Below are 26,558 nucleotides of genomic sequence, written 5' to 3' on the forward strand. Positions count from 1 at the left end.
ACTGCCGTGCCAAATTCCGCCCCTGTCGCGAAACGTCGCATCCTCATCGTCGACGACGACCCGCTGCTCCTGCAGTTTCTCAATGAAGTCATCGGCCACGCCGGTTACGACACCGTGACCGCATCGTCCGGCGAAGAAGCGCTGCAGCAGATCGCCGCCGGCGAGCCCGACATGGCCCTGCTCGACATCACCATGCCCGGCATGAGCGGGCTGGAACTGGCGCACCACCTCAAGACCCACACCACGGTGCCGTTCATGTTCCTGTCGGCCATCGGCGACAGCGAATCGACCAGGCAGGCCGCCGCCTATGGCGCGCTGGGCTACCTGGTCAAGCCGGTCGACGCCGAGCGCCTGATGCCGGCCTTCGAAGCCGGTCTGGCGCGCGCCGACGATATCCGCGAGCTGCGCCGCACCGAATTGAACCTGAACGCGGCGCTGGCCGCCGGGCGCGAGACCAGCCTGGCCGTGGGCCTGCTGATGGGCAAGTTCCAGACCGACCGCAACACCGCCTTCGAAGTGCTGCGCGACCATGCGCGTTCAAGCCGGCGCAAGATCAACGAAGTGGCCGACCAGCTGCTTGCCGCTGAAGAAACATTGAACAGTTTGCACTCCGGATTTGCCAATCGTCTCAAGGCCAAGTGATTGCGCATGAAGGCGTTGCGCATTGCGGACGCTTTCCAATAAAAATTTCTCGTGAACTGTTCCCGTAGAGCAAATATTTGCTACACTAAACGCGTGAATTGCAGTTTGTTCACACAGTTTCTTGCGTGATTGAGCCCTGACCCGCTCGCGTCCGCCCCTTTTTCAGCGCCGCCTTTCCCCTGCGGCCGATAGATGTTTTCGGCCCAGCTCCGCCGATTGTTCCCCTGATGTCGTTGCGCCTTTGCCCTGTGCGTTGTTGCGCCGCCACGTCCGGATATCGATCGAACCGGTTCAGAAAGGATGTCGCCATGAAAGCGACCGCTAACTACAAACTCTGCGTTTCCGCCGCTCCCGCGCAATTCGTCGCCAAAGAGCGCCGCACCCTGTTTTCCCACACCCCGCGGCGCTGGCCGACCGGCCCGACCTTCATCGGCATCGATGCCGACGCACCGCGCCTGAGCGCGCCCATGATGGATGCGGCGCTGGTGCTCACGGCCCGGCCGCGCGCCGACGACCACGGCGACGGCGCCGGCGCTGCCCGCAACGCGCCGCGCGTGCTGCACATCGACAGCGACGAAAAGACCGCACTGGTGCTGTCCACCCTCTTGATGCCGGAAGCGAACGTGACCCACGTGGCCACCATCGCCGAAGCGCGCCGCGTGCTCGCTACCCAGCTGTTTTCGCTGGTGGTGCTCGACCCCGGCCTGTCCGACGGCGACGGCCGCGCGCTCATGCCCGAGCTGTTGACCACGCCCCTGCTGGTGTACTCGGCGCGCCTGCCCGACGCGCGCGACCCGGTGCGCGCCTTTTTGCCCAAGCCGTGGACCTCGCCGCGCCAGCTGTGGAGCACCATTTCGTCCATGCTCGGGATTGCACCGTGCGTGGCGGCGGGGGACTAGCCATGCACACCGACACGAACCACAGCCTGAAATCGATCCTGTACGTCGAAGACGACCTGCACGTGCGCACCACGGCCAAGCTGGTGCTGGAAGTGATCGGCAAATTCGACGTGCGCGACTGCGGTTCGGGGCGCGAAGCGCTGCTGGCCGCGATGCATTTCAAGCCCGACCTGATTTTGCTGGACGTGATGATGCCGGAACTGGACGGCCTGGCGACCCTGGCCATGCTGCGCCGGATACCGCACCTGGCCCACACGCCGGCGCTGTTCGTGACCGGGTTGACGGCGGAGGCCGACATTGCGCGCTATGCCGAGGTGGGCGCGATCGGGGTCATTCCCAAACCCCTGATGCCGCTGCGCCTGACCGGGCAGCTGCATGCGCTGTGGGAGCAGCATGCGCTGACGGTGGCCTGACGCGCAAATATGCACGCTTGTCCCTGGCTTGATATGATGGCGAAACTGCGCCCTTGCGGCGCAATCCGATCATCTGAGGGACAGGAACAACATGAAAACCAAGGCAGCGATTGCATGGAAGGCGGGCCAGCCGCTGACGATTGAAGAAGTCGACCTGGAAGGCCCGCGCGCGGGCGAGGTACTGGTCGAAATCAAGGCCACCGGCATTTGCCACACCGATTACTACACCCTCTCCGGCGCCGATCCCGAAGGGATCTTCCCCTCCATCCTCGGGCACGAAGGCGCCGGCGTGGTGGTCGACGTCGGACCCGGCGTGACCAGCCTGCGCAAGGACGATCACGTCATCCCGCTGTACACCCCCGAATGCCGCCAGTGCAAATTCTGCCTGTCGCAGAAAACCAATCTGTGCCAGTCGATCCGCTCGACCCAGGGCCGCGGGCTGATGCCCGACGCGACCAGCCGCTTCTCGATCGACGGCAAGCCGATTTACCACTACATGGGCACATCGACCTTCTCGAACTACATCGTGGTGCCCGAGATCGCGCTGGCCAAGGTGCGTTCCGACGCGCCGTTCGACAAGATCTGCTACATCGGCTGCGGCGTGACCACCGGCGTGGGCGCGGTGCTGTTTACCGCCAAGGTGGAAGCGGGCGCCAACGTGGTGGTGTTCGGCCTGGGCGGCATCGGCCTGAACGTGATCCAGGCGGCCAAAATGGTCGGCGCCGACAAGATCATCGGCGTGGACCTGAACCCCGAGCGCGAAGCGATGGCGCGCAAGTTCGGCATGACCCACTTCATCAACCCGTCCAAGGTGGAGAACGTGGTCGACACGATCATCGGGCTCACCGACGGCGGCTCCGACTACAGTTTCGAGTGCATCGGCAACGTGACCACCATGCGCCAGTCGCTCGAATCGTCGCACAAGGGCTGGGGCCAGTCGATCATCATCGGCGTGGCGGCGGCGGGGCAGGAGATTTCGACCCGTCCGTTCCAGCTGGTCACCGGCCGCGTATGGAAAGGCTCCGCCTTCGGCGGCGCGCGCGGGCGCACCGACGTGCCGAAGATCGTCGACTGGTACATGGAAGGCAAGCTCAATATCGACGACCTGATCACGCACCGCCTGCCGCTCGAACGCATCAACGAAGGCTTCGACCTGATGAAGAGCGGCGAGTCGATCCGCTCGGTCGTGCTTTACTAACGCAAACGCGCCGGATCCGGCGCGGGTCCGGCGCTCCCTGCCGTCAATCAGCCGTTGAACCTGGCGGCCAGGCGCGGCAGCCTGGCGTCGACGGCGTCTTCGTCCCAGCTTTCGCCATGCGGACCATTCTGGAACGCATACGTGTGCTGCGGGAAGTCGTCGCCCGGACGCCCGGTTTTTTCCTCCCATGCCTTGCCGGGCGCGTACAGGATTCCCTCGACCTGGCATTCGTCGTCGATCTCGTCGACCACGCCGGCCAGGCTGTCCGCATCGCGCAGCGCGGTCTCGAACACCTGTTCGCCTTTGCCGATCAGCCAGCCCGTGAAATCCATGAAGCCATCGTCCGAGCAGCCGCCGCCGATGATGTAGGCCGCCGCCCATAGATCCCAGTGATACGCGCGATTGACGTGCTCGGCCATGAGACGGTCGAATTCGACGATCTCGTCCGCTTCCAGCTGCAACAGCAGCTCGCCCAGCGTGTCGACTTGCGCTTCAGGGTCGTTGTCCGCAGCCAGGCGCGATGCATCGATCAATTTCCAGAAATTCTTCTTGTCCAAGTTCATCTCCCTAGTGAAATGTATGCCAGCAGGCATTCTAACGGAGCTGCCGCCGCCGCTGAAAGGCAGCCCAGGCCGGACACCGTCGTGCGCAAGTCCGGGTTTGGGCATGATCAAAAACCGCGCCGTCGCGCCGACCTATATTGAACTTCCCGGGGTGCCGTACGTCCTTAGCCAATTTGCAAGTGCACCCCCTGTAGTGCTTCGTCTTGTGGAGGTTTCAAATGGATCCCAAAGTATTCCAGAGCCTGGTCGAAAAGGCCAAAGCCGATCCCGCATTTTTCCATCAGTTGATCTTTACGCCGGAAACCATCATCGCCCAGGTAAGCGATCTTGACCGCCAGGCCAAAGGCGCGCTGGTGGGCCAGGATCCGGCTGGCCTGATCGCGCGCGCCGTCGGCATCTTGCGCGCTTGCGGAAATACCTGCTCCAGCAGCTGCGACAACACCTGCGGCGGCAGCTGCGGCTACACCACCAACCTGACCGCCGAGATGGCGGTCAGCACGCCCGCCGTCGATTACTTCTCGCGCGTGAGCGGCGCATTGCAACGCTGCGGCAATACCTGTTCTAGCAGCTGCGACAACACCTGCGGCGAAAGCTGCGGCTACACCACCAACTTTACCGACATGGGTAATGTGGTCATCAATCCGGCAGCCTGGAACCGCTAAGCGGCAAGGCGGCGCGCTGCTCCGCTGCGGCGCGTCGCTTCCCGGCCCCGCACCACCCGAACAAGGAGTCCGCCATGGACAGAACGACCTTCGCCCGCCTGGTCGGCGAGCTGCGTGGCAACGCAGAATTGTTTCAGACCTTCCTCAGCGACCCGGCCGCCGCGCTGGCCACGCTGCCCTACCTCGATGACGCCACGCGGCGCGCGATGGGCGCCGTCGATCCGCGCGCCTTCATCGCCGACGCCAGCGCGCTGATGGAGCGCGACCGCGTGCTGCAAGCCTGCGGCCCCCGATACACCTGTTCCTGCACCTCGTACACCTGCGGCGGCGTCACTTGCGGCGGCTCGACCTGCGACGTCACCTGCACCGAGTTCAGTTGCGGCAATACCTGCGGCGACAGCTGCGGCTTCACCACCAACTTCGAATCGCGCTTCTTCGTCTGGAAATGAGCCAAGCCATGAATCCATCACCTGACAGCGCACTGCCGGACACCACTACCTACCACGACCATCTGCGTCAAGCGGGCTTCTCGCCCACGACCGGCGGCGTCTGGCTCAAGGCCGGCCGCAGCGAGCGCGTGCAAGGCTGGAAGCTGCACGTCTCGAGCGTGCCGGCCGAGGCGCACGCCCTGCTGGAGGCCATCCTTCCCGTCCTGCGCGCCAGCCAGGTGCCGTTCAAGATCGCCAGGGACGCCACCATCCTGGGACTGCTCAACGAAGGCGGCCTGGGCGCCACCCAGGTCGGCAAATTCTGCACCATCTACCCGGCCGACGACGCCGCCGCCAGCGCGCTCGCCGCGCAGCTGGTAGCGGCCACGCGGGGCTTCAACGGCCCCGTGATCACGTCCGACATGGCGCTCGGGAACCTGGTGTACGCGCGCTACGGCGGCTTCAACACCATCGTCGAGCGCGACCTGCTCGGCCAGCACCATCTGTACATCCGCGACGGCGCGGGAGAACTCATTGCCGACGCCTACACCCAGCCTTTCGTGGCGCCGTCGTTCGCCGCGTGCCCGTTCGACGGCGTACCCGCCACCGCCGCGCGCCGCGCCGGCGGTCCCGCCACCTTCGGCCCCGGCTATGTGCTGGTGGACGTCATCAAGCAGCATGCCAAGGGCAATGTCTACCTGGCGATCCTGGCCAGCTCGCAGGACAGCGTGGCCGCACGGGTGATCAAGGAAGGGCGCAAGCACTGCCTGTCCGACATCCACGGGCGCGACATCCGGGTGCGCCTGCGGCGCCAGGGCGAAATCCACGCGCGCCTCGAAGGCCTGGTGCCGGTGCCGGCGTGCGATCCGTACTTCGAGGTCGAGGGCGACGGCTATCTGCCGATGGCGTACCTGGCGGGCGCCGACCTCGAAAGCGTGGTCCAGGCGACCCTGAAACGCGGCCCCTGGAGCGCGGCCGGCCGCGCCGGACAACTGCGCCTGCTGGGCGCGCTGCGCCAGCTGACCGGCGCCGTGCAGCGGCTGCACGGCGCCGGCTTCGTGCACCGCGACCTGAGCGTGTCGAACGTCTGGCTCGGGGACGACGGCAACACCTGGCTGCTCGACCTGGAGATCGCGCAGCATGTGGGCGACCCCAGTCCCGTGTTCGGCAAGGGCACGCCGGGCTTCATGGCGCCGGAACAGGAAGCCGGCGCCGCGCCCACCTTCGCCCAGGACATCCATGCGGTGGCGGCGCTGATCCTGTTCGCCCTGACCGGCCTCGATCCGCGCCGCACCCTGTTCGCGCGCGCCGACTCGCGCGCGCGCAACGTGCGCCACCTGGCCGCGTCGGTGCCCGATGCGCTTCTGGACGTGGTGCTGGCCGGGGTGGACGACGACCCACTGGCGCGGCCCGCGCTGGCCGCCATCGGGCAGCAGCTGGCGGCGTACGAGGCCGGCCTGCGCGCAGGCTGCGCGCCCGGCGCCACGCCGCCGGCCGCGCCCATCGACTTTGCAGCCTGCGCGCACGCTGCGGGCCTCGGCCTGCTGCATCACGCGTTTCGCGACCCGCACTCGGGACTGTGGCTGTCGGCGGGCATCGCGAATGCGGGCGGCGGCCAGGAACAGGCCTCATCGTACGAACTGCGGCGCGGCGCCAATCGCGGCGTGGCGGGCGTGGTGTACGCGCTGGCGCGCCTGCAACGCGCCGGCATCGCGCTCGGCGACGCCGCGCCTGCGCTCGGACAGGCGGTCGACTGGCTGCTGTCGGACGCCGTCACGCCCGACCGCGGCATGCCGGGCCTGCACTTCGGCGACGCCGGCGTGGCCGTTGGCATCGCCGAAGCCGTGTGCGCCGGACTGGTGCCGGCCACGCCGCGCATCGGCGAGCTGATCGAGCGCGTGTTCGCTGCGCCCATCACCTGGCCCGACCTCACGCACGGCGCGGCGGGCCAGGGCCTGGCCGCCATGATGTGCGCCGACAGCCTGGGCACGCACGCGCCGCTGGCCATGGCGCAGCGCTGCGCGCGCTACCTGGCCGAGACCCAGGCGCCCGATGGCTCCTGGGTCATGCCCGACGGCGTGCCCGGCATGTCCGGCGAAACCCTGAGCGGCTTCGCCCACGGCGTGGCCGGCATGGTGTTTTTCCTGCTTGAGCATGGCGCCCGCTTCAATGACCGCACCAGCGGCGCCAGTGCCGCGCGCGGCCTGCGCTGGCTCGAAGGGCATGCCTTGCCGGTGGACGGCACGGCGGCGCTGCAGTGGCACTACAGCGACCGCCAGGGCGCCGTGTGGAACTGGTGGTGCCACGGCGCGCCGGGCATCGCGCTGACGTTTCTGCGCGCCTACCGGCATACCAGGGACCCCGCCATGGCGCTGCTGGCGCGGCGCGCGCTGGACGCCGTCGATCCCCATCTGCGCGCACCGAACCTGACCATCTGCCACGGCCTGGCCGGGATCGGCGAGATCTTGCTGGAGGCGGCGCAGACGCTGGGCGAGCCGGCCTGGCGCGACAAGGCGGCCACCCTGGCCGGCACCATCGTGCATCTGGGGCATCGCTGCGCCGACGGCAGCCTGGTGTGGCTGGCCGAAGATCCGGTGGCGCCGACCGCCGACCTGATGGTCGGCATGGGCGGCGTCGCGCACTTCCTGGCGCGCCTGGGCGAGGGCGGCCCGGCGCTCGGTTTTCCACTGCTGCCATAGCCCCTTGCAAGCCGGCTTGCCGGCTTGCGTTGCATCCGATGCGCGCGCCAGTCGCGCATTCCGGTCGCCTGTTCCTCCAAATCGACCGCCCATCGCCCCTCGCTGGAACGCGCTTGCCCTCCCGTCTACAGTTATGCTCAGCGAGGCCGCGCCAGCGCGCCGCCAAGTAGAAAAATAGTTCTAGACAAAATTATCTAGATATTTTATTCTACATTCACCCTACGACGGAGAGACCATGCACGCAGGAACCCATCCATGAACGACATGCTCGCCGTCATCGTGCCCAGCCTGGGCTGGGCGCTGCTCGATTTTGTGTGGCAGGGCGTGCTGGTCGGCTGCCTGGCCGCGCTGGTCATGGGCCTGCTGCGCGGCGCGCGTCCGCAGCTGCGCTACGCCGCCGGCTGCGGCGCGCTGCTGCTGTGCGCCGCCTTGCCGCTGGCCGGCACGGTGCAGCGCGTGCTCGATGCGCAGGCCGCAGCCACCACGATGTTGCCGCTGGCCGCGATCGGCATGCCGGCCGGCGCGGCCGGCGCCCCGATGCTGGCCGCGCAGCTGGCCAGCTGGGAACCGCTCTTGCAGCAGCGCCTGCCGTTGCTGATGTTTTTCTGGAGCTGCGGCGCCGGCCTGCTGGCGCTGCGCCTGATGCTCGGGCTGGCGTGGGTGCGGCGCCGCAGCCAGCCGGGCCGCTACCTGCACGATGCCGCCTGGCAGGCGCGGGTGGACCGGCTGGCGCTGCGCTTCGGCGTGGCGCGCCAGGTCGCACTGGGGCTGGTGCATGACTTGCCCAGTCCCGTCACGGCCGGCTGGTGGCGCCCGGTGATCCTGGTGCCGGCGTCGCTGGTCACGGGCATGCCGCCCGACCTGCTCGAAGCCCTGCTGGCCCACGAAATGGCGCATATCAAGCGCTTCGATTACCTGGTCAACCTGATCCAGAGCGCGATCGAAATCGTGCTGTTCTATCACCCGGCGGTGTGGTGGCTGTCGCACCGGGTGCGGATCGAGCGCGAACAGATTGCGGATGATTTAGCAGCAAGCATGCTCGGCGAACCGCGGCGTCTGGCGCTTGCATTATCCGAACTGGACCAGTTCCAGTTCTCCACACCTCAACTCGCCCATGGGGCTCACGGAGGAAATCTTATGTCCCGCATCAAACGCCTGGTCCGCCCGGATACCGAACCACTGAACTGGAAGATGGCGCTGCCGATTCTCGGCCTGTCGGCCGCCTGCGCCGCGTTCTACGCCAACGCGCAGAGCGTGCCTTTGCCCGCCGCCAAAACAGCGCGCGCCGTCAGCGCGCCGCCGGTGCCGCCCGCGCCGCCTGCTCCGCCCGCCGCCGGCGCCATGCCGGCCGCGCCGATGACGGTGGCGGCGCTGGCACCGGTAGCGCCGGTGCCGCCCGCGCCGCCGGCGCCGCCGCGCCCAGCCGTAAGCATCACCAAAGGCGCCGGCGAGATGTCGTATGCGCTGGTGCAGGGGCCGGAACGCAAAGGCATGTTAAGTGGCGACAGCCGCGATATCGACGACATCGCCGCCGCCAGGCACGCCGTCGCCGGGGACTTCTTGTGGTTCCGCCAGGGCGGCACGGCCTACGTCGTGCAGGACCCGGCCCTGGTGGCGAAGGCGAGCGAAGCCTACGCGCCGCTCAAGCGCCTCGGCGAACGGATGGAAGTCCATGGCAAGGAGATGGAAAAGCACGGCAAGGTGGTCGAGCAGCTGGGCCGCGAAATGGAACGCAAGGCCGGCGCCAGCCAGCCGGAGCATGCCGAGACGCAGCGCATCGCCGGCCTGGTCGCGGCGCTGTCGGCCCAGCAGGCGCGCCTGCAGCGCGAGATCGTGCAGCTCGAACGCCGGATCGACGACGCCGGCGGCGCCGCGCGGGCGCAGTTGTCGGGCCAGCGCGACCAGCTCAACGTCAAGCTGGGCGACATCGAACGCCAGCTCGACGTGCAGCACGCGCAGCTCGAGCGCCAGCACGGCAGGATCGAGCAGGCGCGCGCGCCGCTCGACGCCATCGGCGAGCGGATGAAGGAAGCCGGCAAGCCGATGGACGCGCTGGGCAAACAGATGAACGTGCTGGGGCGCGAGATGGACCAGCACAGCAAGGTGGCCGAGCGGGTCATGCGCGAGGTGCTGCGCGACGCCGTCGCGCGCGGCCTGGCACGGCCCGTGCCCGGGCAGCGCGCGCCCTGAGCCGAAGCGGCTCCAGGTACAGTCGAAGCGATGCCGGCAATTTGGCAAGCATGTCGAATGAATAAGTGTTTAGAATGGCGGCGCCGATGCCGGCATCCTTCTTCAATTCAACCGTACCAGGGAACCAATGAAAACAACTTTACGCGCAGGCGTGGCGGCGATGGCTGTCCTGTTCTGCGCCCACGCGCATGCCGCTCCGGTGGACATCAAGGGACGCTGGGTAGTCGACACCGCGCCGATGCTGGCCCAGGCCAAGACCATGAAACAAGCGGAAAAATGGATTGCGAGCATCAAGAAAACCTACACGGGGGGCTTGATGGTGATCGATGCCAACACCATGAAAATGTCGATCATCGGCTTGTCCGGCGACCCGGTGCTTTATCAGTACAAGATCGCTTCCGCCAAGGACAACTGCGTGAGCATCGTGCTCGGCCCCGCACCGCAACCGATCCGCTTCTGCATCAGCGGCGAGGTCCTGTCGATCATCGATCCCACGACGCCGCTGATCGTGACCCACCGGCGTCAATAACACGCTTGGGGCAAGGCCCGGCTTGTCCTTGTTAACTTAATTACATGTTTATTGTGCAATGGTTTAGAATCACGCTTCGGCTCGTATCGGAAGCGTTACCACCATCGGCTCACCGTAAAGGAAAACATGAACAAAGCTCTACACGCTGGTTTTGCGGCGCTTGCCGTGCTGTGCGCCGCCCAGTCGCGGGCCGCCCCGCTTGACATCGAGGGGCGCTGGGTCATCGACCTGCCGCCCATGGTCGCGCAGGCCAAGGCCATGAAGGGCGGCGCCAAGGAGATTGCCAATCTCGAGCGCACCTTCAAGGGCGGCGTGATGGTGATCGATGCCAAAACTGTGAGCCTGTCGCTTGCCGGTGGCGAGGGCGAGCCGCTCAGCTATCCCTACAAGATCGCCGCCGCCGATCCGAACAAGCCGCAGTGCGTCAACTTGCTGATGGCTGCCTTGCCCAAGCCGCTGGCGTATTGCGTCAACGATGGCGTGCTGTCGGTCAACGACCCGACCAGCGCGCTGGTGTCGACCTATCGCCGCGCCGGGCCGGACCAGGCCAAGGACGCGGCCAAGGCCGAGGCCAAGGCCCAGGCCAAGGCCGAGGCCGACACCGACACCGCGGCCAAACCGGAAGCCGGCGCCTGAGAAGCCCGTTCGCCAGCAAACCCGCCGCGTTCGCGCGGCGGCGCGCCGGTATAATCACGGTATGCAAAATCTCCTCCACAACCTCAATCCCGAACAACTCGCCGCCGTCACCCTGCCGCCGCAGAGCGCCCTGATTCTCGCGGGCGCCGGCTCCGGCAAGACGCGCGTGCTGACGACCCGCATCGCCTGGCTGATCCAGACCGGCCAGGTCTCGCCGGCCGGGATCATGGCGGTGACGTTTACCAACAAGGCCGCGAAGGAAATGCTGACCCGCCTGTCGGCCATGCTGCCGGTCAGCACGCGCGGTATGTGGATCGGCACCTTCCACGGCCTGTGCAACCGCTTCCTGCGCACCCATTACCGCGATGCCGCGCTGCCGCAAACCTTCCAGATCCTCGATTCGCAGGATCAGTTGTCGATGATTAAACGTTTGCTCAAAGCGAACAATGTCGACGACGAAAAGTATCCGGCCAAGAACCTGATGTATTTCATCAACAACGCCAAGGACCAGGGCCTGCGCGCCAACCGGGTCGAGGCGCACGACCCGATCGAACGCAAGATGGTCGAGTTGTACGAGCTGTACGACAACCAGTGCCAGCGCGAAGGCGTGGTCGATTTTGCCGAACTGCTGCTGCGCGCCTACGAGCTGCTGCAACGCAACCAGCCGCTGCGCGAGCATTACCAGGCGCGCTTCAAGCACATCCTGGTCGACGAGTTTCAGGATACCAACGACCTGCAATACAACCTGCTCAAGCTGCTGGCGGGGCAGGGCCAGCAGGTGGCCGGCGCGCTGTTCGCCGTGGGCGACGACGACCAGAGCATTTACGCCTTCCGCGGCGCCAATGTGGGCAACATGAGCGCCTTCGAGCGCGAATTCCGGGTCGAGAACCTGATCAAGCTGGAGCAGAACTACCGCTCGCACGGCCACATCCTCGACAGCGCCAACCACTTGATCGCCAACAACAGCAAGCGCCTGGGCAAGAACCTGCGCACCGACGCCGGTCATGGCGAGCCGGTGCGCATCTACGAAGCCTCGTCCGACCTGGAAGAGGCGCAGTGGATCATCGAGGAAGCCAAGAGCCTGATGGCCGAAGGTTCATTGCGGCGCGAGATCGCGATTCTGTACCGCTCGAATGCGCAGTCGCGCGTGATCGAGCACGCCCTGTTCGCGGCCGGGCTGCCGTACATTGTGTACGGCGGCCAGCGCTACTTCCAGCGCGCCGAGGTCAAGCACGCCATTGCCTACCTCCAGCTGATGGACAATCCGCACAACGATTCGGCTTTTCTGCGGGTGGTGAACTTTCCCACGCGCGGCATCGGCATGCGTTCGATCGAAGCGCTGCAGGCGGCCGCCGAGCAGCAGGGCATCTCGCTGTACGCGGCGGTGCCGTACGTGGCCGGCAAATCGGGTTCCTCGCTGAACAGTTTTGTTAAGCTGGTCGAAGGCGCCCGTTTCGAGACCCAGCAACTGGCGCTGCCCGAGATGGTGCGCGTGGTGCTCGAAGCCAGCGGCCTGCTGCTGCACTACCAGAACGAAAAAGAAGGCGCCGACCGCATCGAAAATCTGGAGCAGATGGTCAATGCGGCCACCCAGTTCGTGCAGGAAGAAGGCTTCGGCCAGGGCGCGCCGGCCTACCTCGGCCCCAGGACCCACGCCAGCGCGGGCGAATTGCTGGTCGAGGGCGACGGCGTCGAGATCATCGACGCCGACACACCGCTCAACATCGTCATGTCGCCGCTGTCGGCCTTCCTGTCGCACGCCTCGCTCGAAGCGGGCGACGCCCAGGCCCAGGCCGGGCAGGATGCGCTGCAACTGATGACGGTGCACTCGGCCAAGGGACTCGAATTCGACGCCGTGTTCATCACGGGCCTGGAAGAAGGCCTGTTCCCGCACGAGAGCAGTTCGCGCGAGATGGATGGTGTGGACGAAGAACGGCGCCTGATGTACGTGGCCATCACGCGCGCGCGCAAGCGCCTGTACATGAGTTTTACGCAGACGCGCATGCTGCACGGGCAAACCCGCTACAACATGAAGTCGCGCTTCTTCAACGAGCTGCCCGAAGAGGCGCTCAAGTGGCTGTCGCCTCGGGTGCAGTCGCACTGGTTCGGGAACAAGAAGTCGGCCTGGGACGACGCCAAATTCAGCGGCGGCTCGGACAACAAGATCGCCCAGCAGATCGCGCAAAAAGCGGCCAGCAACGGGCCCGGATGGCGCATCGGCGAATCGGTGGCGCACGCCAAGTTCGGCGAAGGGGTGATTGTCAATATCGAAGGCGGTGGGAGCAACGCGCGCGCCCAGATCAACTTCGGCAAGGCCGGCATGAAGGTGCTCGACCTGTCGGTTGCCAAGCTGGAACGGGTAGGGCGCTGACAGGGCGCGCCGGCGCACTTACTTAGCCTACTTCGCGAGATCGACTGGTTTGGACAGCAGCGACGGATCGCCGAAGATCTGGCGGTAGGCGGCGAAGATCGCACATTGCATCAGCAGCATGAACTGCAGCATCAGCCAGAGCACGGCAATCTGCCCGCCCTTGCTGCTGCCTAGTATCATTCCAATCAGCAACGTGGCGCCGAAGAACATGGCGGTCCACGCCATGAGCATCACCACGAAGGGGCGGATCGCCCCGAAGATACCGAACACGCTGTAAAAGGTCGCCTTGCCCGGTTTCATCTGCTGCCAGTAGGCCAGCGGCGGCGCAAAGCACATCAGCAGCAGCGCCACGCCTTGCAGCAGGCCGGCCAGCAGCACCACCTGCATGTCGGCCGGGCTGATTTTGATGGCACCGCGCTCGGCCAGCGGCACGCTCATCTGCTTGATGAATTCGGGCGAAATCATGAACGCCGGAATCAAGCCGAGCACGATCGAGATCAACAGGTAAATCAGGCCCAGCTTGCACAGGCGCTTCAGGGCTGGCTGGCGAAAGCCGGTCAGCAGCACGCCAGGGGTGACCGGCTGGTCTTGCCCGATCAGGTTACAGGCTTGCATGATGGCCATGCTGAACGAGGGAATCAGGACCATCGTCATGATTTGCCCCAGCAGCGGAATGGTGGCCAGGGTCAGGCTCATCAAGAGGGTGGCGAACAGCAGCATCGTCAGGATGGCGGGCTGCTTGCGGAACAGGGCGAAACCCTGCTTGATCCAGTGCCATCCGGTGATGGCGGGAAGGCGGCTCATGCGAGTAATCCTGGGGCGGGGGTGGCGATGCGTTCGCGCAAAATACGCTCGAAATGGGTCGGGTCGTGCGGCGTGAGCATTTCGGCTTCGCGCGGCAGGTAGAGGTCGTACAGGCGCGAGAGCCAGAAACGCAGCGCGGCGGCGCGCAGCATCGGCTGCCAGGCGGCTTGCTCGTCGGCCGTGAACGGGCGCACCGCGTGGTAGGCGTCGAGCAGGGCGCGCACGCGGGCCGGATCGAGCACGCCGCTGCCGAGGTCGATGCACCAGTCGTTCACGGTGACGGCCACATCGAACAGCCAGGTGTCGCAGCCGGCGAAATAGAAATCGAAGAAACCGGTCAGGCGCTCGCCGACGAACATCACGTTGTTGCGGAACAGGTCGGCATGGATCGGACCGCGCCCGAGGTGGTGGTAATGGTCGCAGGCCGCAAACGCGCTCTGGAAATGCATCTCGGCGCGCAGCAGATGGGCGTTGCGCTCATCGAGGAAAGGCAGCACCAGCGGCGTGGTGTCGTTCCACCAGTCCAGCCCGCGCAAGTTCGGCTGCTGCAGCGCAAAGTCGCGTCCGGCCATGTGCATCGTCGCCAGCATGGTCCCGACGGCGGCGCAATGGACCGGCTGCGGCGCCATTTGCGAGCCGCCTTCGAGCTTGCTGACGATGGCGGCCGGCTTGCCGTGCAGCGGCACCACCAGCTCGCCCGCCTCGTCCGGCACCGGAGCCGGCACCAGCACCCCGCGTTCGGCCAGATGGCGCATCAGCTGCAGATAAAACGGCAGCTGCGCGAAGGAGAGGTTCTCGAAAATCGTCAGCACGTACTCGCCGCGCTCCGTATCGATGAAAAAATTACTGTTTTCGATGCCGGAACTGATCCCTTTGATGCCGATAGCATTTCCTAATGGAAACTTTTTCAGCAACAAAGTCAGGTCATCCAGGGTGACCGCGGTAAAAACTGCCATGTGAAAGCGAAGGGTAAGGTAAGTTGGTCGATATGAGCGCCCGCGCGCCATTGAGCAGGCGCGGGCGGATGGGGCGGATTACTTGGCTGCGGGCGGTGCCGGCACCGGTGCAGCGTCGGTCTCGGCGGCGGCTTCGCTGGCGGCCTTTTTCTTCTTGTTCAGGTCGAATTCGCCGACTTGCCATTGCGGGCCGCGCAGGTTGGAGCCGTTGGCATCGAGGCCGGAGCTGCCGGCGGCGGGATTGGTGCCCTTCATCGTATAGCTGCTCTTGCCGGATTTAACTTTCACTTCCGTGGTGCGGCCGTTCTCGCGTTTCTCGCTGATTTTCGGCTCGTTGGCGCGCGGCGCCACGATCGCGGGCGCCAGGTTGGCATCGTCGAGGCGTTCGAGCTTCGGCGGAGCATCGCTCGGCTTGGATTGCTGGGCGCCGGCCAGGCTGGCCGAAGCGAGCAGGCACAAGGCCAGGAGATTGCGGAAAGAAGAAGTGCGCAGCATGATAGGGTCGCCTTTTGGTCGTGTAGACCATTGTAACAAACCCCCGCCCCGCCTGTGGAAACACATCGTACAAGCCCCTGTAATTCCTACACCGCCCCGTCTTCCCCCTACAACCGGGGTCAGAGCTCTGATTAGCAACGAAAGCGCCGAAAGCTGTCATGCCGGTTCAATACTGCGCACAAACCTTGGGTTTGCCAAACAATCGCCGACTGAAGGCGCCAGAACCGGGTCAACGCCCGTTCGTGGCAGCTAAACGTTGCTAGTCAGAGCTCTGACCCCGGTTTGGAGGCTAAACGTTGCTAGTCAGAGCTCTGACCCCGGTTCGGGCTTCGAGGCGGGCGTGCTTTCTGCGATAATGACCGGTACGCTGCCGCGCCTGTTCCTGTCCCGGCTCAACCTCATTTTTGGCACTATGCAAAATACCCTGCTGTTAGTCGACGGTTCCAGTTATCTGTACCGTGCTTTTCATGCCCTGCCCGATCTGCGCAGCCCGGATGGACATCCCACCGGCGCCATGCATGGCATGGTCAACATGCTGCGCCGCTTGCGCCAGGATTTTCCGGCCGCGTATATCGCTTGCGTGTTCGATGCCAAGGGCAAGACTTTTCGCGACGATATGTATCCGGAATACAAGGCCACGCGCGCGTCCATGCCGGACGACCTGCGCCTGCAAATCGAGCCGATCCACGAAGTGGTGCGCCACATGGGCTGGCCGATCCTGATGGTCGAGGGCGTCGAGGCCGACGATGTGATCGGCACGCTGTCGGTCCAGGCCTCCAGCCTGGGCATGAATACGGTGGTGTCCACCGGCGACAAGGACCTGGCGCAGCTGGTCAACGACAAGGTCATGCTGATCAATACGATGAGCAACGAAAAGCTCGACGAAGCCGGCGTGCTGGCCAAGTTCGGCGTGCCGCCCCAGCGCATCATCGATTACCTGACCCTGATCGGCGACACGGTCGATAACATTCCGGGCGTGGCCAAGTGCGGCCCCAAGACGGCCCTCAAGTGGCTGGCGCTGCACGACAGCCTCGATGGCGTGATCGCCAACGCGGCGTCGATCGGCGGCGCGGTCGGCGAGAACCTGCGCCAGGCGCTCCCGTGGCTGCCGCAGGGCCGCGCCCTGATCACCGTCAAGACCGATTGCGACCTGGCCGCGCACATGGTGTCGATCGCCGATACCCTGGTGGCGCAGCCGGAAAACAAGGAGGGCCTGAAGGCCTTCTTCGAGCGCTATGGTTTCAAGACCTTGCTGCGCGAAGTGGTCCAGCGCGACGACGAGGGCGCCCCGCGCGCGCTGCTCAATTCTCCCGAGGGCGACTTGTTCCCCGGCGCCGCGCTGCCGGTCATGCGCGGCGAGTACGAAACGGTGGTCACCGAGGCCGCCCTGGAACGCTGGCTGGCCCTGGTCGATGCCGCCGAACTGACCTCGGTCGATACCGAAACCACCTCGCTCGATCCGCTCACGGCGCAGATGGTCGGCATCTCGCTGTCGGTCGAAGCGGGCAAGGGCGCCTACATCCCGCTGGCGCACCGCTACGCCGGCGTGCCCGAGCAATTGAACCGCGAGGCGGTCCTGGCGCGCATGAAGCCATGGCTGGAAGACGCTGCGAAGCCGAAGGTCGGCCAGAACCTCAAGTACGACAGCCACATTTTCTCCAACCACGGCGTGACCCTGCGCGGGATCGTGCACGACACCCTGCTCGAGTCGTACGTGTTCGAGTCGCACAAGCCGCACGACATGGACAGCATGGCCCTGCGCCACCTGGGCTACACCACGATTGCCTTCGCCGAGGTCTGCGGCAAGGGGGCCGGCCAGATCTGCTTCGACCAGGTGGACCTTGAGCGCGCGACCGAATACGCGGCCGAGGATTCCGACATCACCCTGCGCCTGCACCAGGCCATGAAGGGCCATGTCGAGAGCGACGAGAAGCTCGATTTCATCTATCGCAAGATCGAGCTGCCGACCTCCGTGGTGCTGCACAAGATCGAGCGCAACGGGGTGCTGATCGATGCCGAGCTGCTGGGCGTGCAGTCGGGCGAACTCGGTGCGCGCATCATGGAGCTCGAACAAAAAGCCTACGAGCTGGCCGGCGGTCCGTTCAACCTCGGTTCGCCCAAGCAGATCGGCGAGATCTTCTTCGGTAAGCTCCAGCTGCCGGTGATCAAGAAGACCCCGAGCGGCGCGCCGTCGACCGACGAGGAAGTGCTGCAAAAGCTGGCCGAAGACTTCCCGCTGCCGAAAATCCTGCTCGAATACCGCGGCATGTCCAAGCTCAAGTCGACCTACACCGACAAGCTGCCCAAGATGGTCAACCGCGACACCGGCCGCGTGCACACCAACTACGCGCAGGCGGTCGCGGTCACCGGGCGCCTGTCGTCGAACGAGCCGAATCTGCAGAACATCCCGATCCGCACCGCCGAAGGGCGCCGCATCCGCGAAGCCTTCATCGCCGGCCCGGGCAAGGTGATCGTCTCGGCCGACTATTCGCAGATCGAGCTGCGCATCATGGCCCATATTTCGGAAGACGCGGCCATGCTGCGCGCCTTTGCCGAGGGCGAGGATATCCACCGCGCCACCGCCGCCGAGATCTTCGGAATTCCCCCGGCCGACGTGCAGGGCGAGCAGCGCCGCTATGCGAAGGTGATCAACTTCGGCCTGATCTACGGCATGAGCGCCTTCGGGCTGGCCGCCAACCTGGGCATCGAACGCTCGGCGGCGCAACACTATATCGACAAGTACTTCGCGCGCTTTTCGGGCGTGCGCCAGTACATGGAAGACACGCGCATGCAGGCCAAGGCGCGCGGCTATGTCGAAACCGTGTTCGGCCGGCGCCTGTGGCTGCCGGAGATCAACTCCCCGAACGGCCCGCGCCGTCAGGGCGCGGAACGGGCCGCGATCAACGCGCCGATGCAGGGCACCGCGGCCGACCTGATCAAGCTGGCCATGATCGCGGTACAGGACTGGCTCGAGGCCGACCGGCTCGGCACGCGCATGATCATGCAGGTGCACGATGAACTCGTGCTCGAAGTGCCGCAGGCGGAACTGGAGCTGGTCAAAACCAGGCTGCCGCAACTGATGGCGGGCGTGGCGGCCCTGAAAGTGCCCCTGCTGGCCGAGGTGGGTATCGGTAAAAACTGGGATGAAGCACACTAATAACTAATTAATTGATCTACCTACTGAAAGAGGGAACGATGAAGAGCACATTTATCCGCCTTGGCACGGCAAGCACCGTAGTGGCCGCGATGGCCCTGGCAGCATGCGGCGGCGGCGGCGGCAGCCCCGGCAAAAACAGCGTGAGCAACCCCGGCACCACGCCGCCGGCGCTCGGCGGCACGTCCGGCACCTTGAACATCGCGCTGACCGATGCCCCGGCCTGCGGCTTCGACGCCGTCAACGTCACCGTCAGCAAGGTGCGCGTGCACCAGAGCGCGACGGCGGCCGATGCCGACACCGGCTGGTCCGAGGTGGTACTTGCGCCGGCGCGCAAGATCAATCTGCTCAACCTGACCAACGGCGTGCTCGATCCGCTCGGTTCGGTCAGCGTGCCCGCCGGGCGCTACACCCAGGTGCGCCTGATGCTCGATCCGAATACCGGCAGCGGCTTCGCCAACAGCGTCACGCCGACCTCGACCAAGGTCGAAACCACCCTGGAAACCCCGGCGGCGGTGCAGGCCGGCGTCAAGATCACCAGTGATTTCGAGGTCGTGGCCGGCCAGCCGTACAACCTGGTGCTCGATTTCGACGCCTGCCGCTCGGTCGTCACCAAGGCGGGCGGCGGTTATCTGCTGACGCCGTCCGTGACCGCCATGGCGGCTGCGGGCAGCGGCATCAGCGGTTATGTCAGTACCCTGGTCTCCGGCAGCGGCGTGGTAGTGAGCGCCCAGCGAAACGGCAAGGTGGTCGCCAGCACCACGGTCAATCCGACCACCGGCGCGTTTGCGATCAGCCGCCTGAACCCGGGTGCCTACGATGTCGTGTTCGTCGGTTCCGGCCGCGCCGCAGCCGTCATCGGCGACGTGAGCGTGCCCGGCGGCGCCAGCAATATCGCACTCGGCACGACGGCCTCGCCGATCACCATGCCGGCCAGCCTGACACGCTCGGTCAGCGGCGCGGTCAGCCTGCTGCCGCTGGCGCCAAGCGTCAAGCCCTACGTCTCCGCCTCGCAGACGGTGGTGAGCGGCAAGACGGTGGTGATCCAGGCGATGGATGCGGCCGCCGGCACCGGCGCCTACACGATCGGCTCGCTGCCGGTCGGCGCGCCGCAGTACGCCGCCTACAGCGCCACCGCGCCGCTGGTGTTCAGCAGCGCCGCGCCAACCCAGGGCGTGGGCAACTATCGCATCGATGCGGTCGCCACCGGCTACACCGCCAAATCGGTGTCGCCAGTCAATGTCCTGAACGGCGACCAGGCCAATATCAACCTGCAACTGACGCCGTAAGGCGACGCCTGGCGCCGGGCTGGCCGCCCGGCGCCATTGGCACCGAACTGGGCAATCCTCTGCGCGGAGCGGTACAATGCCCTGCTTGCGACCATCGCAAGTTCGTTCAAGAGGCTTCCAAATCGATCCAATCCTCATTTCCATCCTGCTGGCAACGACCATCGGGGGTGTGCTCAGCATTTCCGCCGCCGCAGTGTTTTCGTTCGCCCTGCTCTCGAAGATGGTCGAGCGGATGGTCAGCCTGTCGGTCGGGATCATGCTGTCGACTTCGCTCCTGCATGCCTTGCCGGAAGCGTTCGAATCGGGCGCCGACCCGCGCAGCCTGTTCGCCACCTTGCTGGCCGGCTTGCTGGCATTTTTCATGCTGGAAAAATTCGCCATCCTGCGCCATTCGCACCATCACGAAGGCGACGGTCACCACCATGCCCACGGGCACGACAAGCGCGAGGCAGGCAAGGCCGGCTGGATGATCCTGCTGGGCGATGGCATGCACAACTTTACCGACGGCATCCTGATCGCCGCCGCCTTCCTGGCCAATCCGGAACTGGGCATCGTGACCGGGCTGGCCATCATCGCCCACGAAATCCCGCAGGAAATCGGCGACTTCATCGTCTTGCTCAATGCCGGCTTTTCGCGCACCCGCGCCTATCTGTTCAACCTGCTGTGCAGCCTCATGGCCGTGGCCGGCGGCTTGCTCGGCTATTTCACCCTGGACCGCGCCAGCGGGCTGATTCCTTACGTGCTGGTGTTTGCCTCCTCGGGCTTCCTGTACATTGCCGTCAGCGATTTGATGCCGCAGATGCAACGCCGGGCCACCGTGCGCGAATCCATTCCGCAAGTCTTGCTGATCGGCGTAGGCGTGCTGATTGTCTTGTTTCTCACCAACGGACGATAAACTTCACAGCGGCATGTTATTGCCGCTGGCAATCGAGATATTCCGCTCCGGATATCAAATTTCTTTCTGTCATACACCTTGGGCGGGAATGCGCCATGCATTTAGTCCCGGTCAAGTCCGCGCTATTGTTAAGTCCGCCAGCCTCCCCAATAATGAAGACTGAAGCAGCAATCCGGTGAAGCGAGACCACCTTTTGCCTCGTAGCCAGTTTAGGAGGATATATGGCTGAAATCGTCCTGTTTGAACATGCCAATTATCACGGTGCCCATAAACATTTGTTCACCTCGGAACTGAATCTGAATGCGCCCGATGATAATTTTTTCAATGACAAGATTTCGTCGTTTGTCATCTTGTCGGGGCGCTGGCAGTTCTATCGCGATGCCAATTTCCAGGGGCCGGCGTCGCGGGTATTCGGGCCGGGTCTGTATAACTGGGTCGAAGCGGTGAATATTCCGAACGATTCCATCTCATCGGTCAGGCACGTGTAACTGAAACAGGGTTGCCATGGCGGTGCTCGCGGCAGTTAAATCGGACGCGCTCGCCGCTATTATCAGGTAAGGAGGATATATGGCTGAAGTCGTGTTATACCAACATATTAACTTTCGCGGTCGCGAAAAACATTTGTATGGGTCGGAACCGAACCTGAATGCGCCGGACGATAATTTCTTCAATGATAAATGTTCCTCATTCGTCGTGGTAGCGGGGCGCTGGAAGTTTTATCGCGACAGTAATTATCGCGGACCCGCATCGCGCGTATTCGGACCGGGCCGCTATTCGTGGGTGGAAGCGGTGAATATTCCCAACGATTCCGTCTCGTCGGTGCGGCTGATGTCGGCCTGATTCACGGCCGCCCTCAGCATGGCAAGCGCAGTGGTGAATCATTCCAAGCGCTTGTCATCAAGCTGTCATGATCGTATGCGAGGCTGTGCTCATAAAAAAACAACAAGGGAGAAAGAGAACATGCTCAGTACCGTTACCAGCCACATCAACACCTTCCGCGCCGCCCGCCTCACGCACCAGTCGCCGTACCGGGCCGAAATGGCCGATCTCCCCGCCACGCTGTACCCCTTCTGGAAGCGCACGGCGCAGCACGAATTCAAAGGCATCCCACAGGATGCCTTTTTTTCGCCCGCGCCGCCGAAGGGCTGATGGCGTTTTTCGACTGCGTGCGCCAGGCGGAGCTGCCGTGCGGCCTGCCCTCGATGGCGGCCGACTCGGTGTGGCACGCCTGGATGCGCCTCTCGCCGACCGGTTTGAACGCCTTCTGCCGCAAGCACTTCGGGCGCGTGATCCCGCACGTGGAGGCGCCCGAGATGAGCGGCGGCATGGGGCGCGCGCTGGCCGTATGCCTGGTGCGGGCGCGCCGCATCGAGCGCATGCCGGTGGCCGGTTCCAACCTGCCGCGCCTGTTCGCGCTGGACCGCATGCTGGCCATGCCGCGCGGTTGCGGCTACCTGCTGTTCAACGGCCAGGTGGCCTCGCTGGCGCTCGACGAGCGCGGACGCGTGATCGGCGTGCCGGCCTGTGTCGATAGCCTGACGCCGGAGCAGTTGCTGGCGGCCGGCTTGATCAGCGAAACGGAGTACCGGCCGCACGCGCGCAAGACGCGCGTCAAGGGCGATCGCGGCACCAGCGACCGCCATTCACCGTGCGGCACCGGCGCTTACGAAGGCGGCGGGGACGCCGGCTGCGGCGGCGCTTGCGGCGGTGGGGGCGACTAAGGCAGGGTCAGTCGCCGCTGCTGTTGTCAGGCCCCGGTCGCCACTGGCCGTGCCGGATCGGCGCACCATTCGCTCCACGAACCCGGATACAGCGCGGCACCGGGCAAACCGGCCACTTCCAGCGCCAGCAGGTTGTGGCACGCGGTCACGCCGGAGCCGCACTGCATGATGGCGTCCTGCGGATTGCCCACCAGCGGCGCCAGTTCGGCCTTGAGGCGGGCGGCATCCTTGAAGCGCCCGTCCGGCGCCAGGTTATCCTTGAAGAAGTGATTCTTCGCCCCCGGAATATGCCCGCCCACCGGATCGATGGTTTCGTTTTCGCCGCGGAAGCGGTCGGCCGCGCGCGCGTCGAGCACCACGCGCTTGCCGCTCTGGATATTATCGAGCACGTCGGCCGCCGACACGGTGGTCACCAGCGGCGCGCGTTCGGCAAAGCTGCCGCTCTTCGGCGCCGCGGCAGCGGTCGACAGCGCCAGGCCCGCCGCCTGCCATGCCGCCATGCCGCCATCGAGCACCGCCACCGCCGGATGGCCGACCCAGCGCAGCATCCACCACAGGCGCGCCGCGAACATGCCGCCGTGCGCATCGTAGGCGATGACCTGGCTGTCGTCGTCGATGCCCCAGCTGCGCAGGGTGGCGACCAGGTCGGCCCGCACCGGCAGCGGATGGCGCCCGCGAAACGCGCCGTCCGCGCCGTGCTTGGCGCCCGACAGCGCGGTTTCGATATCGGCGAACAGCGCGTGCGGCAAGTGGCCGGCGGCGTAGGCCTCGCGGCCGGCGGACAGGTTCATCAGGTCGTGGCGGCAGTCGACGATCACCCACGATGGGTTGTCGATATGGCCGGCCAGGTCGGCTGCGGAAATCAGTGTCGTGTACATGGGCGTCCTTAAAGTTCGCTTGCGATGGGATCGGTCTTGCTGACGGCGGCGCCGCGTGGCGTGCTTTGGGTATTGTAAAACGTCGCGGCGATGCCCGACACAAGAATCACCGCCATCCCCAGCCACACGTACCAGGTGAATCTGTCGCCCCACAGCAGCATGCCCCACAGGCTGGAAAACACGATGCCGGTGTACTGCAGGTTGGCCACCACCAGCACCTTGCCGATGCGGTAGGCGCGCGTCATGGCGATCTGCGCGAACAGGGCCGATACACCAATGGCCAGCAGCAGGCCGGCGCTGTGCAGGCTATGCGCCGTGAATAGCGGCAGGCCGGCGGCGCGCCCTTCGAGCAGGGTGCCCACCAGGCCGGCGCTGGCCGTCATGGCGGAGAAGTAAAACACCACGCGGAATTCCGGCTCGCCCAGCTGCCCCAGGCGCCGCACCTGCATGTAGGCCATCGCCGACAGCACGCTCGACATCAGGCCGACCGCGCCGCCCAGCCACTGGTTGCTTGCTATCGCCGGTTGCAGCACCAGCGTCACGCCCACGAAACTCATGATCACAGCAACGACCAGCGGCCACTCCACATGGTCCTTGGCATGCCACCAGCCGGCGCAGAACAGGTACGCCGCGATCCAGATCGGCGCCATGTAGTTGAGGGTGACGGCGGTGGCCAGCGGCAGTTTGCCGATCGCGAAAAACCACATCCACAGCGACACCACGCCGACAAAACTGCGCCACAGGTGGTCGTTGACGAACATGGTGCGCAGGCTCAGTCCCCGGTGCTTGACCATGATGAGCAGCATGACGGTGCCGATCAACCCACGGTACATGACGATTTCCGACGTTGAATACGTGCCTGAAGCCAGTTTCACGGCCGCGCCCATAGCGGCGAAGGCGAAGCTGGCGAATAACATCCACAGTGCTGCTGCCATGGTTTCCTTGCTTCTTACTGGTCGCCGGCGCGGGCCGCCGCGGCGCGCTTTTCGGTGACGGTATTATAGAAAGTGGCGGCCACGCTGGAGGCGAGGATCAATACCATGCCAAGCCAGACATGCCAGTCGAAAACGTCATGCCAGATCAGGATGCCCCAGACGCTGGAAAACACGATGCCGGTGTACTGCAGGTTGGCCACCACCAGCACCTTGCCGGTGCGCCAGGCGCGCGTGAGCGCCATCTGGGCGAACACGCCCGAGGCCCCGATAAACAGCAGCAAAGCCGCGCCGCGCGGCGAGTGCGCATGCCACGCCGCACCGTCGGGCGAGCCGCCCGGCAGCAGGCTGCCTGCGATGCCCGCCGCGATGTTCACCGCCAAAAAGTAGAACACCACCCGGTATTCCGGCTCGCCCGCGCGGCTCAGGCGCCGCACCATGGTGTAGGCGATGGCGGCCAGCACGCCCGACAACAGCGCCATCAGCGCGCCGAACCACTGCTGCGCCTCGAAGGCCGGGCGCAGGGCCAGCATGACGCCGCCGAAACTGACGCAAATCGCCGCCAGCAGGGGCGGGGCGATGCGCTCCTTGCCCTGCCACCAGGCGAAGGCGATCATCGCCACTGCGGTCCAGATGGGCGACATGTAATTGAGGGTGACGGCGGTGGCCAGCGGCAGCTTGGTGGCCGCGTAAAACCACATCCACAGCGACACCACGCCGATCGCGCCGCGCCACAGATGCCCGGGCAGGTGCTCGGTGCGCAGCTTGCCGCCCTGGTGGCGGATGAACAGAAACAGGAGGATGATGCCGACCAGGCCCCGGTAGAACACGATTTCGGCGACCGAATACTCGTTCGAAGCGAGTTTGACGGCCGCGCCCATGAGCGAGAACAGAAAACTCGCCAGCAGGATCCAGAGCGCGGCCACGAAGTCGGCGCCTACAGCGCCAGGTTACTGCGGTACCACTCGTGGAAGTGCTGCATGCCGTCTTCCATCGGCGACTGGTAGGGACCGACTTCGTTGACCCCGCGCGCCAGCAGGATGCGGCGTCCGGCATCCATGCGCATGCCGATTTCGTCGTCTTCCACGCAGGTCTCGAAGTAGGCGGCGCGTTCGGCCTCGATGAAGTCGCGCTCGAACAGCACGATCTCTTCGGGGTAGTAGAACTCGACCACGTTGCGCGTCTTTTGCGGGCCGTCCGGCCACAGGGTCGAGACGATCAGCACGTGCGGATACCACTCGACCATGATGTTCGGGTACAAGGTGAACCAGATCGCGCCTTTGTCGGGCGGCACGCCGCCACGGAACTTGAGCACCTGCTCCTGCCAGCGCTGGTAGATGGGCGAACCGGCCTTGCCCAGGCCGCGATTGACGCCGACCGTCTGCACGCTGTAATCGCGTCCGAACTCCCAGCGCAGGTCGTCGCAGCTGACAAAGCCGCCCAGGCCCGCGTGGAACGGCTCGACGTGGTAATCCTCCAGGTAGACTTCGATGAAGGTCTTCCAGTTGTAATTACAGGTCTGCACCTCGACGTGGTCGAACATATAGCCCGAAAAATCGAAATCCCTGGCCACCGACAGGCTCTTGAGCTTGTCCATGACGTTGTAGCCGTTCTGCTCGAACAGCAGCCCGTTCCACTCCTGGAGTGGCGTCTTGGACAAATTCAGGCACGGCGTTTCCGGGAAGTGCGGCGCACCGATCAGCTCACCCTTGAGGTCGTAGGTCCAGCGATGCAGCGGGCAGACGATATTGTTTGCGTTGCCGCGTCCATTGAACATCAGCGCCTGGCGATGACGGCACACGTTCGACAGGACCTCGATCCCGTTTGCGTTGCGCACCAGCATGCGGCCCTCGTTCTCGGAAGCGAGCGTGGCAAAGTCTCCCGTTTCGGGCACCATCAGCGTATGGCCGACATAGCGCGGGCCATGCTGGAACAATTGCTGCATTTCGCGCTTCAACAGCGCTTCATCAAAGTAAGCATCTACCGGAAGCTGCGCGCATGAGCGCGCCAGCTTGGCGTGGATAGCCAGATCGGACATCCCAACCCCCCTTTTATATGTGCACCGAGTAAAGAAGAGAAAGAATCCAAAGACCAGTATTTTGGAGTGCGGAATACGGTATTTCGGACAGAACCGGAGATTATAGCGCGGAACGGGCCCTACCGTCTCGGTCCGGCGCGGGAATGTGGTGTGGACGGACGTAAAT

At 65.0% G+C, this 26,558-nt stretch carries 26 protein-coding genes; 18 read left to right on the top strand and 8 right to left on the bottom strand.

Translation table 11 applies throughout. From position 1 onward, the window contains the following. Positions 1–6 precede the first annotated feature (6 nt). From F2P45_RS02910 to F2P45_RS02925, 4 genes are all read left to right on the top strand, one after another. Positions 7–642, top strand: coding sequence for an ANTAR domain-containing response regulator (locus tag F2P45_RS02910; RefSeq protein WP_166870364.1), 636 nt, complete (start codon positions 7–9; stop codon positions 640–642). Positions 643–950: 308 nt separating this feature from the next. Next, complete coding sequence (locus F2P45_RS02915) at positions 951–1,541, top strand: DNA-binding transcriptional response regulator (RefSeq protein ID WP_166870366.1); 591 nt, start codon at positions 951–953, stop codon at positions 1,539–1,541. Positions 1,542–1,543: 2 nt separating this feature from the next. Continuing rightward, entirely contained in the window at positions 1,544–1,954 is a 411-nt protein-coding gene (locus F2P45_RS02920) for a response regulator (protein ID WP_166870368.1), read from the top strand. Positions 1,955–2,045: 91 nt separating this feature from the next. Continuing rightward, entirely contained in the window at positions 2,046–3,152 is a 1,107-nt protein-coding gene (locus tag F2P45_RS02925) for an S-(hydroxymethyl)glutathione dehydrogenase/class III alcohol dehydrogenase (protein ID WP_166870370.1), read from the top strand. Between the two features lie 47 nt (positions 3,153–3,199). Here the strand turns inward: F2P45_RS02925 and F2P45_RS02930 are convergent, their stop codons facing one another. After that, complete coding sequence (locus tag F2P45_RS02930) at positions 3,200–3,709, bottom strand: DUF4240 domain-containing protein (protein ID WP_166870371.1); 510 nt, start codon at positions 3,707–3,709, stop codon at positions 3,200–3,202. A 224-nt stretch (positions 3,710–3,933) separates the two neighbouring features. On the opposite strand from F2P45_RS02930, the gene F2P45_RS02935 reads away from it, so the two are divergent. The 7 genes from F2P45_RS02935 (at position 3,934) to F2P45_RS02965 (ending at position 13,230) form a co-directional block, all read left to right on the top strand. Beyond that, the gene (locus tag F2P45_RS02935; RefSeq protein WP_166870373.1) at positions 3,934–4,377 is read left to right on the top strand and encodes a hypothetical protein; all 444 of its coding nucleotides are present in this window, start codon (positions 3,934–3,936) and stop codon (positions 4,375–4,377) included. A gap of 74 nt (positions 4,378–4,451) precedes the next feature. Beyond that, positions 4,452–4,826, top strand: coding sequence for a hypothetical protein (locus tag F2P45_RS02940; protein WP_166870375.1), 375 nt, complete (start codon positions 4,452–4,454; stop codon positions 4,824–4,826). A gap of 8 nt (positions 4,827–4,834) precedes the next feature. Next, a complete protein-coding gene (locus F2P45_RS02945; RefSeq protein ID WP_166870377.1) occupies positions 4,835–7,504 on the top strand; it encodes a class III lanthionine synthetase LanKC N-terminal domain-containing protein in 2,670 nt (889 codons plus the stop codon). Between the two features lie 255 nt (positions 7,505–7,759). Beyond that, entirely contained in the window at positions 7,760–9,694 is a 1,935-nt protein-coding gene (locus F2P45_RS02950) for a M56 family metallopeptidase (protein ID WP_166870379.1), read from the top strand. Positions 9,695–9,821: 127 nt separating this feature from the next. Next, positions 9,822–10,223 (top strand): hypothetical protein, encoded by a 402-nt coding sequence (locus tag F2P45_RS02955; RefSeq protein ID WP_166870381.1) that lies wholly within the window; start codon positions 9,822–9,824, stop codon positions 10,221–10,223. Between the two features lie 126 nt (positions 10,224–10,349). Further along, positions 10,350–10,859 (top strand): hypothetical protein, encoded by a 510-nt coding sequence (locus F2P45_RS02960; RefSeq protein WP_166870383.1) that lies wholly within the window; start codon positions 10,350–10,352, stop codon positions 10,857–10,859. Positions 10,860–10,920: 61 nt separating this feature from the next. After that, positions 10,921–13,230, top strand: coding sequence for a UvrD-helicase domain-containing protein (locus F2P45_RS02965; protein ID WP_166870385.1), 2,310 nt, complete (start codon positions 10,921–10,923; stop codon positions 13,228–13,230). Positions 13,231–13,257: 27 nt separating this feature from the next. On the opposite strand, the gene F2P45_RS02970 is transcribed toward F2P45_RS02965, so the two are convergent. The 3 genes from F2P45_RS02970 to F2P45_RS02980 form a co-directional block, all read right to left on the bottom strand. Continuing rightward, on the bottom strand, positions 13,258–14,034 hold the full coding sequence (locus F2P45_RS02970) for a BPSS1780 family membrane protein (protein WP_166870387.1): 777 nt from the start codon (positions 14,032–14,034) through the stop codon (positions 13,258–13,260). Further along, complete coding sequence (locus F2P45_RS02975) at positions 14,031–14,990, bottom strand: homoserine kinase (protein ID WP_166870389.1); 960 nt, start codon at positions 14,988–14,990, stop codon at positions 14,031–14,033. The genes F2P45_RS02970 and F2P45_RS02975 overlap by 4 nt, the downstream gene beginning before the upstream one ends. 78 nt (positions 14,991–15,068) lie before the next feature. Further along, entirely contained in the window at positions 15,069–15,485 is a 417-nt protein-coding gene (locus F2P45_RS02980; protein ID WP_166870391.1) for a hypothetical protein, read from the bottom strand. 412 nt (positions 15,486–15,897) lie between these two features. Between F2P45_RS02980 and polA the strand changes: the two genes are divergently transcribed. From polA to F2P45_RS03015, 7 genes are all read left to right on the top strand, one after another. Next, on the top strand, positions 15,898–18,642 hold the full coding sequence (gene polA, locus F2P45_RS02985; protein ID WP_166870701.1) for a DNA polymerase I: 2,745 nt from the start codon (positions 15,898–15,900) through the stop codon (positions 18,640–18,642). A gap of 38 nt (positions 18,643–18,680) precedes the next feature. Further along, the gene (locus F2P45_RS02990) at positions 18,681–19,928 is read left to right on the top strand and encodes a DUF4382 domain-containing protein (protein WP_166870393.1); all 1,248 of its coding nucleotides are present in this window, start codon (positions 18,681–18,683) and stop codon (positions 19,926–19,928) included. Between the two features lie 145 nt (positions 19,929–20,073). Further along, the gene (locus F2P45_RS02995; RefSeq protein ID WP_187363076.1) at positions 20,074–20,823 is read left to right on the top strand and encodes a ZIP family metal transporter; all 750 of its coding nucleotides are present in this window, start codon (positions 20,074–20,076) and stop codon (positions 20,821–20,823) included. A 221-nt stretch (positions 20,824–21,044) separates the two neighbouring features. After that, complete coding sequence (locus tag F2P45_RS03000) at positions 21,045–21,311, top strand: beta/gamma crystallin-related protein (protein WP_166870395.1); 267 nt, start codon at positions 21,045–21,047, stop codon at positions 21,309–21,311. 79 nt (positions 21,312–21,390) lie between these two features. Further along, on the top strand, positions 21,391–21,663 hold the full coding sequence (locus F2P45_RS03005) for a beta/gamma crystallin-related protein (protein WP_166870397.1): 273 nt from the start codon (positions 21,391–21,393) through the stop codon (positions 21,661–21,663). Positions 21,664–21,783: 120 nt separating this feature from the next. Continuing rightward, entirely contained in the window at positions 21,784–21,972 is a 189-nt protein-coding gene (locus tag F2P45_RS03010; protein WP_166870399.1) for a hypothetical protein, read from the top strand. Next, the gene (locus F2P45_RS03015) at positions 21,972–22,544 is read left to right on the top strand and encodes a UCP032817 domain-containing protein (RefSeq protein ID WP_166870400.1); all 573 of its coding nucleotides are present in this window, start codon (positions 21,972–21,974) and stop codon (positions 22,542–22,544) included. Before F2P45_RS03010 ends, F2P45_RS03015 begins: the two co-directional genes overlap by 1 nt. 26 nt (positions 22,545–22,570) lie before the next feature. On the opposite strand, the gene F2P45_RS03020 is transcribed toward F2P45_RS03015, so the two are convergent. The 4 genes from F2P45_RS03020 to F2P45_RS03035 are packed head-to-tail and all read right to left on the bottom strand — an operon-like array spanning position 22,571 to position 26,392. Beyond that, on the bottom strand, positions 22,571–23,422 hold the full coding sequence (locus F2P45_RS03020; RefSeq protein ID WP_166870403.1) for a sulfurtransferase: 852 nt from the start codon (positions 23,420–23,422) through the stop codon (positions 22,571–22,573). Between the two features lie 8 nt (positions 23,423–23,430). Then, positions 23,431–24,357, bottom strand: a complete 927-nt coding sequence (locus tag F2P45_RS03025) for a DMT family transporter (RefSeq protein WP_229504898.1) — start codon at positions 24,355–24,357, stop codon at positions 23,431–23,433. A 14-nt stretch (positions 24,358–24,371) separates the two neighbouring features. Further along, a complete protein-coding gene (locus F2P45_RS37190; RefSeq protein ID WP_166870404.1) occupies positions 24,372–25,280 on the bottom strand; it encodes a DMT family transporter in 909 nt (302 codons plus the stop codon). Between the two features lie 11 nt (positions 25,281–25,291). After that, a complete protein-coding gene (locus F2P45_RS03035) occupies positions 25,292–26,392 on the bottom strand; it encodes an aromatic ring-hydroxylating oxygenase subunit alpha (protein ID WP_166870406.1) in 1,101 nt (366 codons plus the stop codon). Between the last annotated feature and the right edge of the window lie 166 nt (positions 26,393–26,558).

Origin of the sequence: Massilia mucilaginosa, from assembly GCF_011682145.1 — a bacterium.
In the GTDB taxonomy this organism is placed as follows: domain Bacteria; phylum Pseudomonadota; class Gammaproteobacteria; order Burkholderiales; family Burkholderiaceae_D; genus Telluria_A; species Telluria_A mucilaginosa.